Here is a 15,396-nt window from a genome sequence, read left to right on the forward strand (position 1 = left end):
GACGTCGGCAGTCACGCTGCAGAATTGATGTCGTTCGCATCGGCCTCTTCCCGGCTGAAGCCGGTCCCACTAATCGACCGCGTACCATCGTAGGACCGGCTTTAGCCGGGAGGGCGTCGGCAGTCACGCTGCAGAATTGATGGTGCCCACGCTGGCCTCTTCCCGGCTGAAGCCGGTCCCACTAATCGACCGCGTACTCATCGTGACACTAGCTTTAGCCGGGAAGGCGCCGGCAGTCACGCTGCAGAATTGATGGTGCTCACACTGGCCCCTTCCCGGCTGAAGCCGGTTCTACGAGCGCGTACATCTGACGAACTATCGTTCACCCGTTAGGCATGCGCGCCGCCACCGCTTCGATCTCGATCAGCATCCCGTCCAATGCCAGGCGGGGTACCGGGATCAGTGTGCACACCGGCTTCATATGACCGGCCCATGCCCGATCCGCCTCCTCGACCCACATGCGCAACCGTTCCTCCGTGTGATCAACGATCAGCAGCGTCAGTTTGAATATGTGACGAAGGTCGGCCCCGCGGGATTGCAGGGCGGTGCGGAGGTTGGCGATTGCCTGGGCTGCCTGATCGGCAAAGACCGGTGACAGCTGACCTTCGGCATCCTCCCCGCCCTGCCCGGCGACAAAAAGCCACTCTGCGCGCGGGGCAACGACGGCGAGGTGGGAATAGGCATTCGGGGTGGGATCGTACAAGCCCTCGGGGTTGTACAACGTGAACGGAGCAGTAACGGGGGATTGCGTCATGGGAAGGATCCTGAACGTGGGAGCGCCCAGTCTCGAACCTCCACCTAAGTCGAGGTCAAGGGGGCGCTCCCGTCCGACGCCATTTTCCAGCGCGTCTCAATTCTCCAGCGCATACCGCCGGCAATGTTCCAGATAGCCCTGTTCGTGGCTGCCCACCAGATGCACGACGTTACTCCACAGCCACGACGGCGCATCCAGGGTCTGCGAGCGGTTGAGTTGCAGTTCGCGCATCCACGACGAGCGCGTGGCGAGGTCCATCTGCCGGGCGTGGGCCAGGCCGACGACACGGGCCAGGTAGCCGGCGGCTTTCATGGCTTCGCGTTCGCTCAACTGATCGAGCTCAAGCTTCATGTCCTGGGGCAACAGCTCGCGGACGAAGAAACCGTGATCGAGCATGCGGGTCGCAATCATGCGATTACCCAGCCCTGGCGACAGATGCCGGGCACCTTCCACCACGCGCTTGCCGTTGTCCCGGGGCATGCCCGCGCGAGGGGTGCGCGGTGCGGCGGCGGCGACGGCTTCCTTGACGTCGAGCAGGCAATATTCCTGATCCTCGTCATCGCCCACGCTCAACAGCACCGCATAACGCAGCAGGCCCAGCGAACTGCAACCCTTCACCCAGTAGGCACAATCGAGCATCTCGACGCGGTCATCCTTGGATCGGCCTTTGAGCGAGGTGACCAGCGCATGAATCTCCGGCGTCGCGCACAGGTCTTTCAGGCCGTGACGCTCATCGCGGGACAACGACCAGAAATGCTTGCCCAGCGGAATGGTCGGCCGGGTGTCTTCGATGCGCTCTTGAGCAAGGTGCTTCCAGGTCCGCTGCACCGCGCTGCGCATCCCCGCCTTCACCTGCGCCGGGCGTGCGGGCTCCTCATCGGCGCCATCTTCGAACGCCAGCTCGTAACCCTGCATCATCTCTTCGAGCATTCTGGCGGTGGCGACGCCGGGCAGATCGGAACCCCGCGCAGCAGTGGCCAGAGACAGCGCCAGACGCACAAGGTCGTGGGCCGGGTTGCCGATCACCGTCTGATCCAGATCGCGAATATGAATGTCGATGCGCCCTTTGGAATCCCCGGTCGGCCCGAGATTACCGGCGTGACAGTCGCCGCAGATCCACACCGGCGGACCGCTGGGCAGACGTCGGCCTGACTGGCTGTGCAGCCATTCGTAAAACTGCACCGTGCTGCCGCGCACATAGGCGTGGGCGGAACGGGCCATTTTCAGATTGCGTAATTCGTTGAGTGGCTTGAGGCGTGCGGACGGTCGAGGGGTCTTCATGAATAATTCTTTGCAGGGAGATGTAAGCGTTGACTCGCTGCGAAGAGAAATGTTGCGGAATGTTTCACGATATCGCGACGGTCGAGCTTAACGACCTCGGCTTACGGTTAAGCCCTTATTACCGCAATGCGCTCAAATCCAGCCTGTCCTGAGGCACCGGCATCGAGAAGTAGTAGCCCTGAGCCTGGCCCGCGCCCATGTCCCGCAGAAGGTCCAGGGTCGCGGCGTCTTCCACGCCCTCCGCCACCACCGTCAGCCCGAGGGATTCGGCCATGCGCACAATGGCGCGAACGATGGCCCGGCTGCGGGAGCTGGTGGTCAGTTCCAGGGTGAAGGACTTGTCGATTTTCAGCCCGCTGAAGTGGTACTGGTGCACGTAACTGAGGGACGAGAACCCGGCGCCGAAGTCATCGAGCACCACCGAGACGCCGTTGTCGGCCAAATGCTTCATGGCTTGACGCGCCAGCTCAGGCTCGGCCACCAGCGCGCCTTCGGTGAGTTCCAGGCAGATGCGCGACGGCGCCACCCCGTGCTGGCTCAGCAAACCGAGGACTTCGCTGGAAAACTCTGGGCGGGTGATGCTGTAGCTGGAGCAGTTGACGTGCACCGTCGGCCAATGGGCGTGGTCGGGATGGGCGAGGATGACCACCACCTGCTGCAGCATGTAGAGGTCCAGTCGGCCGATCAGGCGCAGGCCTTCCAGCGCCGGCAGAAACTCACCCGGCGCGACGATTCGGCCATCGGCCTGACGCCAGCGGATCAGCGCTTCGAGGGCCAGTATCCGGCCGCTGGCCACATCGATGATCGGCTGGAAATACGGCACCAGTTCATCGGTGCGCTTGAGGGCGTTGCGCAGCGCGGTCTCCTGCTCCATCTGGTCGGACACCTCGCGGCGCACTTCCTGATTGAACACCGCATAGCTGTCGCGCCCGGCGTTCTTGACCCGGTACATGGCCGTGTCGGCGTCGCGGAGCAAATCCGCCGGCTCGCTGTGAAACTGCAGGTCGGCGCCGACCACGCCGATGCTGCAGGATGAAAACACCGCGTGGCCGTCAATGTAGAACGGCACGTCGAAGGCCAGCAGAATGCGCTCGGCAATCGCCACGGTGACGTCCGGCGGCGCGGCGTACGCCAGCACCGCGAACTCATCGCCCCCCAGCCGAGCGAGCAAATCGCTGTCGCGCATGCAATGGCGCAAGCGGTCGGCGGCCTGGATCAGCAACAGATCGCCCGAGTGATGGCCGAGGCTGTCGTTGACCATCTTGAAGCGGTCGAGGTCGATGAACATCACCGCCAGCTCCTCGCCCCGGTTGCAGAAATCCTGCCACGCGCCTTTCAGCCGCTGCTGCAGATAGCTGCGGTTGGGCAGCCCGGTCAGCGCGTCGTGGGCGTTTTCGTGCTGCAGCTTGGCGTTGGCGTAGTCCAGCTCCCGGGTGCGGTCCTGAACCCGCGCTTCCAGGCGCAGGTTGGCGGTGTGAATGGCCTCGGCGGCGCTGCGCCGGGACAGTGCCGTGTCAATGTGGCGTGACACGAAGGTCAGCAACTCCTGATCGCGCAACGAGTAGCTGACATGGGAGGTGTAGCTCTGCACGGCCAGCACACCGCGGACCACGTCGCCGTCGAACAGCGGAATGCCCAGCCAGGAACTGGAACGGTTGACCTCGTTCTGCAGGGTGATCTCGCCGATGCTTTCCAGCCAGCGCGCCTCCGCGCCATCGATCAGGCACGGCCGGCGCTGGCGGATGACGTATTCGGTAAAGCCACGCTCGCCACGGCGCGGGTCCGGGCGGCGGGTCAGGCGTTCGTCCACGTAGTACGGGAAGGTCACCTCGCCGGTGGCGTCGTCGAACAGCGCGATATAGAAGTTCAGGGCAAACAGCAGTTCGCCGACGATGCCATGCAGGCTTTTGAACAGGTCGGTCATGTCGCCGGGTTGACTGGACAGCTCCGTGATCTGGAACAGCGCGCTCTGCAAGTGCTCGGCGCGTTCGCGATCGGCCACCTCGTTGCGCAGGGCGTCGTTGAGGCGGGACAGCTCAAGGGTGCGGCGGGCGACGGTTTCTTCCAGTTGCGCGCGGTGCAGAATGCGGTCCAGGGCCATGGCCACGTGGCGGGCCACCACCAGAAACAGCTCCTGATCCTCGACGCTGTAGACCCGGGCGACGTCATACACCTGCATCGCCAGCATGCCGAACACGTCGTCGGAGGCGTTTTTCAGCGGCGCGCCCATCCAGAATTCCGGGCGATGGCCCACGCAGTGGAAGCGATCCAGCGCCCGCGCCCGCTCGATGGCGGCGGCATCGACGAACAGCGCCTGCTCGGTGGTCAGCACATAACCGGTCATGGACAGCCGCTCGGGATCGAGAAACTCGTAGGTTTCCGCTTCGAGGGCGTCGAGGTCGGTGATGTCGATGTAATAGGGGTAAGTGATTTTGCCGCTGTGGTTTTCGTACAGCGCCAGGTAGAAGTTTTCCGCGTCGATCAGGGTCGAGAGCTGCTTGTGCACGCCTTGCAGAAACGCCGAACGGTCACGGGTCGAGCTGGCCAGGTAGGTGATTTCATAGAGCACCCGCTGGGTCGCCTGGGCCCGGGCCAGCGCATCGGTCTGCAGGCGCAGCCCCAGACGCCCGGCCAGCTCGGCGAAAAATGGATCGTCGGAGTGCGCGTCCGGCATCAACAGCCAGCCCAGCGCGGACTCGCCATGGCCGGTCACCCACCGCTGCAAATGGTGCTTACGGCAGTAGCCGTCGAACTCTTCACGGGGTATCAACGTCGGCCAGTCCGTGGCGGAACTGCCCTGCCCCAACAGGTGCATTTGCTGGCCGGCTCGGTAAGCGGCCCAGCTCAACTCCGGTGCAGCCTCGCGCGCGGCGCGCAGCAAGGCGTCCAGCGAATTCTCCTCGGTCAATCCCCCCACGGCCGACAGACCGTTATCGCCGGGTGCGGAGATCCGCTCGTCGGCAATCGGCGTGTACCCGGAGAGAGTGGAAAGTGGGGAATTCATAGGCGCTCCATTGCCAGCGTCGGACTGAGCTATCTTCATGGGGTGTGACAGAAGGTTGCAAGCGGCATATTCGGATTTGCGGTCTATTCGCGACGAAAAAACCGTATTCCACGACATTTATTGAAATTACCCGCGGCACAGTCCTGTAGCGGCCTGCAAACGGAAAGATTTAACCCGGCACTCTATTCACACAGCTCGTCAAACAGCCCGGCAGTGACGGTTTCATGTTTTGGCATTGACCTTTGCGCGCCCTCGCCTGTCACTGATTGCTGTTACCCGTCTTTTTGCCCCACTGGAGATGATCACCCCATGATCAAGACTTACAGCTACGCCGCGCAAAAACCCACTGACAAGCTGGCGCCGTTGCAGATAGAACGCCGCGAGCCGGGCGCCGATGACGTGCAGATCGATATCCTGTTCTGCGGCGTCTGCCACTCGGACCTGCACACCGCGCGCAACGAATGGCACAACACCCTGTATCCGTCGGTGCCGGGCCACGAGATCGTCGGCAAGGTGACCGCTGTAGGCGCCAACGTCACCCACTTCAAGGTCGGCGACCTGGCCGGCGTCGGCTGCATGGTCGACAGCTGCCAGCACTGCGCGTCCTGCGCGGAAGGCGAAGAGCAATACTGCGAAAACGGCTTCACCGGCACCTACAACGGCCCGGTGTTTGGCGGCGAGAACACTTACGGTGGCTACTCCGACAAGATCGTGGTGAAAGAGAAGTTCGTCCTGAAGATTTCCCACAGCGACAACCTGGCCGCCGTCGCGCCGTTGCTCTGCGCCGGGATCACCACTTACTCGCCGCTGCACCACTGGAAAGTCGGTCCGGGCAAGAAGGTCGGCGTTGTCGGGCTGGGCGGTCTCGGTCACATGGCGGTCAAGATCGCCCACGCCATGGGCGCGCATGTGGTGCTGTTCACCACCTCGCCGAACAAGCGTGAGGACGGTCTGCGTCTGGGCGCCGATGAAGTGATCGTGTCGAAAAACGCCGACGAAATGGCGACCCAGACCAATCAGCTCGACTTCATCCTCAACACCGTCGCGGCGCCGCACAACCTTGACCCGTTTCTGAACCTGCTCAAGCGCGACGGCACCATGACCCTGGTGGGCGCGCCGGATCAACCGCACCCTTCGCCAGGCGTGTTCAACCTGATCTTCAAGCGCCGCAGCATTGCCGGCTCGCTGATCGGCGGCATTCAGGAAACCCAGGACATGCTGGATTTCTGTGCGAAGCACGGCATCGTCTCCGACATCGAGATGATCCACATGAAGGACATCAACGAAGCCTACGAGCGCATGATCAAGGGCGACGTGAAATACCGCTTTGTCATCGACATGGCGACCCTGAAAGAAGAAGCGTCAGCCGCCTGACGGTTGGGGTTCCCGGGGGCGGTATCGCCGCCCCGGGCACTCGTCACATGCTGTGTGTTTTCCGCTCGAGAAATATCCGCAACCATCCCCCGGTGCTTCGGTCACAACCCTTGAGCCATGGCCAGCACCGCCTGCTTTCCTGATCCCGACAAGGCGCCAGCCCTCGCTGCTGACACAAACGCCACGGATTAGAGAGCATGACTCACAAGTGCATGCACGGATTCAACTGAATGCAGTGCCTGCGCAGTGGTTATCGTTGAAGACTGCCTTCACTTTGAAGACTGCCGTTGGCCCAGCCATACCGCATGCCGTTGCCCGGTTTTGAAAACTGCCGCTGCACTTGCCATCCCTGCCCGCGCGTCCGCCCACCGTCGGCCGCCAGGTCTGACCCAACGCTGACGAGGAACCCGTTCATGACCGATCAGCCTGATCGCCCCAACAAACAAGAAGTGTCTTGCGACCTCAAGGCCTTTACCGTGCCCTCCCGCCGTAATTTTCTGAAATCCATCGGCGTGTCCAGCCTCGCTGCCGCGACGGCGCCGATCTGGACCCAGGCGCTGGAAGCCCAGGCCGCCGTCGCCGATGACATCGACCCGCCGGCGGCCGACGAAAGGCGCATGACCTTGAAGGTCAACGGCCAGGCCCACACCCTGAACCTGCCGGCCAACGCCGCGCTGCTCGACGTGCTGCGCGATCGCCTGCAACTCACTGGCACCAAGAAAGGCTGCGATCACGGCCAGTGCGGCGCCTGCACCGTTCACGTCAACGGCGTGGCAATCAACTCGTGCCTGTCCCTCGCGGCGATGCACGAAGGCGACGACATCACCACCATCGAAGGCCTGGCGCAGAACGGCAAGCTGCACCCGGTGCAGGAGGCGTTCTGGGAACACGATGCCTACCAGTGCGGCTATTGCACTTCGGGGCAGATCATGAGCGCGGCGGCGTTGTTGAAAGACAAAAACATCGGCACCGACGATCACAGCGTACGCGAAGCCATGAGCGGCAACATCTGCCGTTGCGGCGCGTACAAGAACATCCTCGCGGCGATCCAGTCGGCGCGCATCAACGTCCAGGAGGTGAGCTGATGAGAGCCTTTGATTACGTGCGCGCCAACAGCGTTGAACAGGCAGTGGCCACCCACGCAAAAAGCCCGACCACGTTCTTCCTCGCCGGCGGCACGACGTTGCTCGACCTGGTCAAGCTCGACATCATGCCGGCCGATCAGGTGATCGACGTCAACCACCTGGCCCTCAAGCAGATCGAGGTGCAGAAGGACGGCAGCGTGCGGATCGGTGCGCTGGTCAGCAATACCGAACTGGCCCATCACCCGCACATCGTCGAGCACTATGCCGTGCTGTCCCAGGCGTTGCTGTCTGGCGCCACCACTCAACTGCGCAACAAGGCCACGACCGCCGGCAACGTGATGCAACGGGTGCGCTGCAATTATTTCCGCGACGGCTATTCGCCCTGCAATAAACGCGAGCCGGGCTCGGGTTGCGCCGCTATCGACGGCCACAATCGCAGTGTTCACGCGGTGCTCGGCACCAGCGACCAGTGCATCGCGACCCATCCTTCGGACATGTGCGTGGCGATGATCGCCATTGGCGCGACGGTCGAGGTGCAAGGGCCGAAGGGCAAGCGCAGCGTGGACTTCGCTGACTTCCACCTGTTGCCCGGTGCGACGCCGTGGAAAGAACACGCGCTGCTGGACGATGAGTTGATCACCCACGTGGTGCTGGCCGCGCCGCTGGCCGGCAACACATCCGCGTACCTGAAACTGCGAGATCGCGCCTCCTATCAGTTCGCCCTGGCGTCCAGCGCCGTGATCGTCGTCATGGACGGCAACACCGTGCGCGATGCGCGGGTGGCCTTGGGCGGGGTCGGCACCAAACCCTGGCGTTCGGTGGAAGCCGAGCAGGCGCTGAAGGGCCAGACCCTGACGCCGCAGACCCTCGAGAAAGTCGCCGCCATCGCCCTCAAGGGCGCCAAAGCCTATCGCCACAACGCCTACAAGATCGCATTGGGGCAGCAGGCCATCGTGCGCAACCTCGGCACCTTGAACGCCTGACCGGAGGATTCACCATGACTGATGCAATGATTGGCTCGGCACCCCGCCGCATCGATGGCCAGCGTAAGGTCACCGGCAGCGCGATGTACGCGTCCGACCATCACCTGAAAAATATGGCCTACGGCTACGGCGTGTTCAGCACCGTTGCCAGCGGCAAGATCACCGAATTGAAGCTGGACGACGCGCGCAAGTCCCCCGGCGTGCTGGAAATTCTGCACCACGGCAACTTCCCCTCGCTCTACCACAACTCGACGCTGCCGATGTCCTTCGCGCAGATCCTCAAGGCGGCCAAGTCCGACGAAAGCCGCCTGCCATTCGAAGACGACACGGTGCATTACGCCGGTCAATTTGTCGCCCTGGTGGTGGCCGATACCTTCGAGCACGCGCGGGCCGCGGCCTACAAGATCAAAGTCAGCTACAGCAAGACCGACGCCGTGGCCAATCTCGAACAAGGCCTGAAAGCCGGCGCCTTGCAGGACGGCAGCCCGAACCACACCCGGGGTGATGCCGCCGCTGCGTTCGACAGTGCTGCCCACAGCATCGACGCCACCTACTCGACCCCCGTCGAAACCCACAACCCGATGGAAATGCACGCCACCGTTGCCAGCTGGGAAGACGGGCGCCTGATCGTGTACGAAGCCACCCAGGGCGTGGTCGCTCACCGCAATTCCCTGGCGAAAATCTTCGGCCTGATCCCGGAGAAGGTCGAAGTGCGGGCGCCGTTCATTGGCTCCGGCTTCGGCAGCAAGCTGTGGATCTGGCCCCATTCAGTCGCCGCCTGCGGCGCTGCCAAAGTGCTCAATCGGCCGGTGCAACTGGTTGTGCCGCGCCAACAGATGTTCACCACCACCGGCCATCGCCCGGAAACCCGTCAGCGCCTGCGCCTGGCAACCGATGACAACGGCAAGCTGGTGTCGGTGCGCCACGAGTCGATCAACACCACGTCGTTTACCGACCCGTACAAGGAAAACTGCGGCACTTCGACCAAGAGCCTTTATAGCTGCGCGAACGTGCTGGTTACCCACAAGATCATCGAGGTCAATCGCGGCACGCCGACCTCCATGCGCGCGCCGGGTGCAGCGCCGGGGCTGTTCGCGCTGGAATCGGCCATGGACGAGATGGCCGATAAAGTGGGCATGGACCCGCTTGAGTTCCGCAAGCTCAACGTCTCCGAGCGCGACGAGAGCCAGAACCTGCCGTGGTCGAGCAATCACCTGCAGGAATGCATCGACAAGGCCGCCGAACGCTTCGGCTGGAGCAAACGCAACCCGACGCCGGGTTCGATGAAGGACGGCACCGAGATCATCGGTTATGGCATGGCCGCCTGTAACTGGGACGCCTATCGCACTCCCGCAGAGGCGCAAGTCGCGCTGCGCGCCGACGGCACGGCCTGGGCCATTTGCGGGGTGCAGGACATCGGCACCGGCACCTACACCATCGTTGCCCAGGTGGTCAGCAGCATCACCGGCATTCCGCTGGACAAGATCGAAGTGGAGCTGGGCAACTCGTCGTTCCCGCCGGCGCCGGTGTCGGGCGGATCATGGGCGACCGCGAGCGTGCTGCCGGCCATCGCCGAGGCCACCCGCCAGGCCGTCGAACAGCTGAAGGCGTTCGCGACCGCGCCCAAGGGCGTGTTTGCCGGAGCCAAGGCCGATCAAGTGAGCTTCGAGCAGGGTCAGGTGAAAAGCGGCGACAAGACGTTCGCCATCGCCGATGTGCTCAAGGCGCAGAAGCAGGGCAGCGCCTTTGGGGAAGCGAAGACCGGCATGAATGACACCAGCAAGCACTCGTTCCGCTCCTTCGGCGTGCATTTTGTCGAAGTGCGCTGGGACCCGGGCATCTCGCGGCTGCGCGTGTCGCGGGTGGTCAGCGCGATTGATGTGGGCAAGGTGATCAACCAGAAAACTGCGCTCAACCAGGTCGAAGGCGCGATCGTCATGGGCGTCGGCATGGCGCTGTTTGAAGCGACGGACTTCGACGAGCGCAACGGCATGCCGGTGAACAACAACTACGCCGAATACGTGGTGCCGGTACACGCTGACCAGCCGGAGATCGACGTGATCCTGCTGGACTACCCGGACTTCGAGCTCAACGAATTCGGCGCACGCGGGATCGGCGAGATCGGGATTACCGGGCTTGCGGCAGCGGTGGCGAATGCTGTTTCACATGCCACGGGCAAACGTATTCGGGACCTGCCGATCACGCTGGATAAGTTGATGGAGCTGCCGCCGACGATGAGGGTTTAAGGGCAGAGATGACTGATCGTTCCCACGCTCCGCGTGGGAATCCCGCACTGGACGCTCCGCGTCCCAAAGCTGACGCGGAGCGTCATGGCATGAATTCCCACGCGGAGCGTGGGAACGATCATGTTGTCAGGCACGCAATCCCTGTGCGGCGCTCAGCAGCCCTTTGAATTTCCGGTAACGCGCGCTCAATACATCCTGCACCGCCGGTATCGGCTGATACCGCGCCTTCACCGCCATCCCCCGTCCCAGCAACTCAGCCCCCTCCCCGATCGACAGAAACCCCAGCTTCGCCGCACCAATGCACGCGCTCAGTTCGCTGCCGTGCAGGGTGTACACCTCGCGATCCAGTATGTTGGCCAGCAACTGCGCCCAGTATTCGCTGCGTGCGCCGCCGCCCACCAGGGCGCAGGCGTTGACCGTGGCGCCGGCGGACAGCGTAGCGTTCATCGCATCCAGCAGTCCGAACCCGACACCCTCAAGCACCGCGTAACCCAACATCGCCGGCGTGCTGTCGTGCCCCAGGTTCATGAATCCGCCGCGCAACAGCGGGTCGTTGTGGGGCGTGCGCTCGCCCGCCAGATACGGGAGAAACAGCGGACTGGAAACCGCCACCGGCTGATCGACCGGCAATTGCGCGTGAACCAGATCGAGCAAGGCCTGCTCACTGGGCTGCCCCAACAATCGGGTGACCCAGCGCAGGCAGCTCGCTCCCGCCAGCATCGCGCCCATGGTGTACCAGCGCTGCGGCAACGCGTGGCAAAAGCTGTGCACGGCGCTGGCCGGATTGCCCGCCGGATGATCGGTGATGGCGACGATCGCCGCGCTGGTGCCGAGGGTGACAAACGCATCGCCGGCGTTGATCGCGCCGATGCCCACCGCCGAAACCGGGTTGTCACCACCGCCTGCGGCCACGGGCAGACCCAACGGCAAACCCAGCGCATCCGCCGCGTCGGCGCTCAGCCCGGCCGAAAGTTGATCGGCTTCCAGCAGCCGAGGCATCTGCTCAATCGTCAGCCCCGTGGCGTGGAGCATCGGCGCGTCCCACTCGCGCTTTGCCACATCCAGCCACAAGGTGCCAGCGGCGTCAGACATGTCACTCACCTGCTCGCCGGTCAGCAGCAAGCGCAGGTAATCCTTCGGCGACAGCACGCTGGCAATGCGCGCGAACAGCTGCGGTTCGTGCTGCTGCATCCACAGAAGCTTCGGCGCGGTCAGCCCGGCCATGGCCAGGCTGCCAGTGACCTCGGCGTAATTCGGGAAATCCTCGTTCAACTGCGACGCCTGAAGCACTGCGCGGGAGTCGTCCCAGAGAATCGCCGGGTACAGCACCTGCTGCGCCGCATCCAGCAGAACCGCGCCGTGCATCTGCCCCGACAAGCCGACGCAGCCGACCCGTGCCCACGCCTGAGGATTGCTTGTCCGCAACTGCTTAAGCGCTCCACGACAGGCCTGCCACCAGTCGGCCGGATTCTGCTCCGACCAACCCGACTGCCGGCGGCTGACGTCCACCCGCGCACCGGCCTGGGCCAGCACCTCGCCTTCGGCGCTCAGCAAAATGGCCTTGAGTTCGGACGTGCCGAGGTCAATCCCCAGGGAAACAAGCTGATTCATGAAGGTGTCATTCCTGTCAGCGGACGCCTAAAGGCATCCGCACGAATTTCGAATACGTAACGTCGGCGCCAGTCGCTCCGACAGTCGTTTGCCCTCGGGTTTATCGATGCGCTGCAACAGCAACTGCACCGCCCGCGCGCCCAGGGCCTGCACCGGCTGAGCGATCACGCTCAAGCGCGGCAGAAAAAAATCCGCCCAGTCGAAATCATCGAAACCCACCAGCGCGATCTGCTCCGGCACCTCAATGCTGGCGTCGCGCAGCGCGTGCATGGCGCCGATGGTCATCAGGTTATTCGCCGCCAGAATCGCCGTGGGCGGCGGGTTCAGGCGCAACAGCGCTGACGTCGCGACCCGTGCCGATTCGCTGTTCGACTCACCGTCGATCAGCAACTGCGGATCCCACGGCAGATCAGCCTCAACGAGCGCTTGCCGATAACCCTCGATGCGCTCCTCCGTCGTGCTCAGGCCGCGATGCCCGGCAATCATGCCGATGCGCCGATGACCGTGGCCGATCAGATGATTGACCAGTTCGCAGGTGGACTGGCGATTTTCGACGCCGACCTGATCGAAACCCTCCACCGCCATCCGGTCCACCAGCACGCTGGGAATGGCGTTGCTGCGCAAGTACGCCAGCGCTGCCTGCTGCGGATCGCTGGACGGCGCAAGCAAAATGCCGTCGACGCGGCGATGGTGCAGCGCCTGAACCACGCGCAGTTCCTGGGCGGGATCGTCGTGGGTGTCGACGAACAACATCATGATGCCGTGGCGCGCGCATTCGGTTTCGATGGCGTGCACGGTCTCGCTGAAATAGTGGTTTGACAGCGCCGAAATCGCCACGCCAATGGTGTTGGTGCGCGAACGGGCCAGCGAGCGTGCCAGGGTGTTGGGGATATAGCCCAAGTCCTGAACCGCCCGCTGCACCGCTTCCACCGTCTTGGCGCTGACCTTGCGCGTGCCGTTGAGCACGTGGGAAACGGTCGACGTCGATACCCGCGCCCGCTTCGCCACGTCTTCCATTTTGATCACTGCGCCGACTCCTTCAGGCCTGCGTATCAGTGCTTGCTGGACCAGCCGCTGTAGGAACCGACGTTGTCGCGGGTGATCAGTTTCGGCGTCAGCTGGGTGACCGCTTCAGCCGGCTTCTTGTCGTTGAGCAGGTCGTTGCCGATGACGACTGCCTGTTGCGCCATGGCCCACGGGTCCTGGCTGGCCGAGGCCTGAATCGAGGTGTCGGACTTGAGGGCCTGCTCGATGTCCGGCGCACCGTCCACCGACGTGATGACGATGCCGCTGCGTTTGAGCTGCTTGGCCGCCAGGTCACTGCCAATGGCCTGCGGGTCGTTGATCGCGAACAGACCATCGATTTTCGGGAAGCGCGTCAGGTAACCCTGCATCGCGTTCAGGCCGCCTTCGCGGGAGCCTTTGGCGTCCTGATCGTCGGAGAGAATCTTGATGTCCGGCGCGGCGGCGAAGGCCGATTTGCAGCCGGTAACGCGGTCGGTCACGGCGGTGACTTGCGGGCCGTTCTCGATGATCACGTTGCCCTTGCCCGACAGCTTGTCGACGATGAACTGACAGGCCAGCTTGCCCGCTTCGACGTTGTCGGTCTGCACGGTGGCGTCGACACCGGCGGCGCTGACGTCCACGGCCACGACCTTGATGCCGGCGGCCTGGGCCTTCTTGATTGCCGAAGCAATGGCCTTCGGATCCACGGCGTTGATCAGGATCAGGTCAACGCCCGACGCAATGAAGTTGTCGATCTGCGAGAACTGCTTGCTCAGGTCGTAATCGGCGGAGACGGAGGTGACTTTGACGTTGGGATTGAGCTCCATGGCCTTCGCCTTGGCGCCGTCAGCCAGAGTGACGAAATACGGGTTGCCCAGCGAACCCAGGGTGATGCCGACGGATTTCAGCTCGCGGGCTTCAACGCCCTGGGACAGCAACGCGGCCAGGCACAGGGACATGACAGCGGGGAATTTGCGTTTGAAGTTCATGGGTTCTCTCTTGTGATTATTGTCGGAGTCTTCGTTGAAACGCGTGCAGCCAGACAGCGTTGAATCAGGTTCGCGCACCGGACTGGCGATAGCGATCCAGCGCCACCGCGCCGATGATCACGATGCCCTTGATGATGTATTGCCAGATATCGGAGACGCCCAGCAGCACCAGGCCGTTGGTCAGCACCGCGATGATCAGCGCGCCAATCAGGGTGCCGCCGATGGTGCCGACGCCGCCGGTGAAACTGGTGCCGCCGAGGATCACCGCCGCGATGGCGTCCAGCTCGTAGGACTGACCCAGTTGCAGGCCGTTGGCGGCGAACAGTCGCGAGGCGCTCATCACCGCGCCGAGCCCGGCCAGCGCACCGGACACTGCGTAGACGAACAGCAACACCTTCCACACCTTGATCCCGGACAGGCGCGCCGCTTCGGGGTTGCCGCCCACCGAGTAGATCTGCACGCCCATCACGGTTCGGCGAAGGATGAACCACGAGACCACGATAACCGCCACGGCGATGATCACCAGCCACGGCACGCCGAGCACCGAATCGTTGCCAATGAAGGCAAACGGCAGGTCGGGATTGAACACGGTTTTGTCGTCGGCCAGCAGACGCGCCAGGCCGCGCATGGCGGTGAGCGCGCCGAGGGTGACGATGAACGGCGGCAGGCGCATGAAGGCAATCAGGCCGCCGTTGACCAGCCCCAGCAGCAGGCCGAAACCCACCCCTGCAGCGATGCCGAGCATGCCGAACTGCGGCGACATCGACGCTTGGAGGGCGACCACTGCGGAGGCCGCGAGAATCGCGCCCACCGAAAGGTCGATCCCCGCCGTCAGAATCACGAAGGTCATGCCGGCCGCCAGCACCACGTTGACCGAGGCCTGCTGGGTGATGATCGACAGGTTTTGCCAGCTCATGAAGGTGTCGGTCATCAGCGAAAAGCCGATCAGCAACAGAATCAGCACCGGCAGCATGCCAACGGTGCGCATCAATTCGCGCACGCGTTCACGCTTGCTGATGGCGGCAACGGTGGGCGAGTTTTCCAAGGGCAGACTCATGGCCTGG

The 15,396-nt window shown here is 63.5% G+C and carries 11 protein-coding genes; 4 read left to right on the forward strand and 7 right to left on the reverse strand.

Features of this window, described 5'->3' with window-relative positions; genetic code table 11:
- Positions 1-322: 322 nt before the first annotated feature.
- From QWI20_RS24840 to QWI20_RS24850, 3 genes are all read right to left on the reverse strand, one after another.
- Entirely contained in the window at positions 323-754 is a 432-nt protein-coding gene (locus QWI20_RS24840) for a RidA family protein (RefSeq protein WP_369307659.1), read from the reverse strand.
- A 96-nt stretch (positions 755-850) separates the two neighbouring features.
- Positions 851-2,035, reverse strand: a complete 1,185-nt coding sequence (locus QWI20_RS24845) for a DUF2252 domain-containing protein (RefSeq protein WP_192172160.1) — start codon at positions 2,033-2,035, stop codon at positions 851-853.
- 118 nt (positions 2,036-2,153) lie between these two features.
- Entirely contained in the window at positions 2,154-5,039 is a 2,886-nt protein-coding gene (locus QWI20_RS24850; RefSeq protein ID WP_369307660.1) for an EAL domain-containing protein, read from the reverse strand.
- Between the two features lie 309 nt (positions 5,040-5,348).
- On the opposite strand from QWI20_RS24850, the gene QWI20_RS24855 reads away from it, so the two are divergent.
- The 4 genes from QWI20_RS24855 to QWI20_RS24870 all read left to right on the forward strand — a co-directional run bounded on the left by QWI20_RS24855 (position 5,349) and on the right by QWI20_RS24870 (position 10,727).
- A complete protein-coding gene (locus QWI20_RS24855) occupies positions 5,349-6,413 on the forward strand; it encodes an NAD(P)-dependent alcohol dehydrogenase (RefSeq protein WP_369307661.1) in 1,065 nt (354 codons plus the stop codon).
- A gap of 413 nt (positions 6,414-6,826) precedes the next feature.
- Positions 6,827-7,498, forward strand: coding sequence for a 2Fe-2S iron-sulfur cluster-binding protein (locus QWI20_RS24860; protein ID WP_369307662.1), 672 nt, complete (start codon positions 6,827-6,829; stop codon positions 7,496-7,498).
- Positions 7,498-8,481: a xanthine dehydrogenase family protein subunit M gene (locus QWI20_RS24865; RefSeq protein WP_369307663.1), complete on the forward strand. Its 984-nt coding sequence runs from the start codon at positions 7,498-7,500 to the stop codon at positions 8,479-8,481. Before QWI20_RS24860 ends, QWI20_RS24865 begins: the two co-directional genes overlap by 1 nt.
- 14 nt (positions 8,482-8,495) lie before the next feature.
- Positions 8,496-10,727: a xanthine dehydrogenase family protein molybdopterin-binding subunit gene (locus QWI20_RS24870; RefSeq protein ID WP_369307664.1), complete on the forward strand. Its 2,232-nt coding sequence runs from the start codon at positions 8,496-8,498 to the stop codon at positions 10,725-10,727.
- Between the two features lie 126 nt (positions 10,728-10,853).
- On the opposite strand, the gene xylB is transcribed toward QWI20_RS24870, so the two are convergent.
- From xylB to QWI20_RS24890, 4 genes are all read right to left on the reverse strand, one after another.
- A complete protein-coding gene (xylB, locus tag QWI20_RS24875) occupies positions 10,854-12,338 on the reverse strand; it encodes a xylulokinase (RefSeq protein ID WP_369307665.1) in 1,485 nt (494 codons plus the stop codon).
- Between the two features lie 27 nt (positions 12,339-12,365).
- Complete coding sequence (locus QWI20_RS24880) at positions 12,366-13,364, reverse strand: LacI family DNA-binding transcriptional regulator (protein ID WP_369307666.1); 999 nt, start codon at positions 13,362-13,364, stop codon at positions 12,366-12,368.
- A 26-nt stretch (positions 13,365-13,390) separates the two neighbouring features.
- A complete protein-coding gene (locus QWI20_RS24885; protein WP_369307667.1) occupies positions 13,391-14,332 on the reverse strand; it encodes an ABC transporter substrate-binding protein in 942 nt (313 codons plus the stop codon).
- Between the two features lie 64 nt (positions 14,333-14,396).
- Positions 14,397-15,389 (reverse strand): ribose ABC transporter permease, encoded by a 993-nt coding sequence (locus QWI20_RS24890; protein ID WP_369307668.1) that lies wholly within the window; start codon positions 15,387-15,389, stop codon positions 14,397-14,399.
- Between the last annotated feature and the right edge of the window lie 7 nt (positions 15,390-15,396).

It is taken from the genome of Pseudomonas sp. W2-17, from assembly GCF_041060445.1.
Taxonomy (GTDB): Bacteria; Pseudomonadota; Gammaproteobacteria; order Pseudomonadales; family Pseudomonadaceae; genus Aquipseudomonas.

What these genes read in the sequence shown, in the direction of transcription:
- QWI20_RS24850 (WP_369307660.1), bottom strand. Translation starts at nt 5,039, where the DNA reads ATGAATTCCCCACTTTCCACTCTCTCCGGGTACACGCCGATTGCCGAC.
- QWI20_RS24865 (WP_369307663.1), top strand. Translation starts at nt 7,498, where the DNA reads ATGAGAGCCTTTGATTACGTGCGCGCCAACAGCGTTGAACAGGCAGTG.
- xylB (WP_369307665.1), bottom strand. Translation starts at nt 12,338, where the DNA reads ATGAATCAGCTTGTTTCCCTGGGGATTGACCTCGGCACGTCCGAACTC.
- QWI20_RS24840 (WP_369307659.1), bottom strand. Translation starts at nt 754, where the DNA reads ATGACGCAATCCCCCGTTACTGCTCCGTTCACGTTGTACAACCCCGAG.
- QWI20_RS24845 (WP_192172160.1), bottom strand. Translation starts at nt 2,035, where the DNA reads ATGAAGACCCCTCGACCGTCCGCACGCCTCAAGCCACTCAACGAATTA.
- QWI20_RS24870 (WP_369307664.1), top strand. Translation starts at nt 8,496, where the DNA reads ATGACTGATGCAATGATTGGCTCGGCACCCCGCCGCATCGATGGCCAG.
- QWI20_RS24890 (WP_369307668.1), bottom strand. Translation starts at nt 15,389, where the DNA reads ATGAGTCTGCCCTTGGAAAACTCGCCCACCGTTGCCGCCATCAGCAAG.
- QWI20_RS24885 (WP_369307667.1), bottom strand. Translation starts at nt 14,332, where the DNA reads ATGAACTTCAAACGCAAATTCCCCGCTGTCATGTCCCTGTGCCTGGCC.
- QWI20_RS24855 (WP_369307661.1), top strand. Translation starts at nt 5,349, where the DNA reads ATGATCAAGACTTACAGCTACGCCGCGCAAAAACCCACTGACAAGCTG.
- QWI20_RS24860 (WP_369307662.1), top strand. Translation starts at nt 6,827, where the DNA reads ATGACCGATCAGCCTGATCGCCCCAACAAACAAGAAGTGTCTTGCGAC.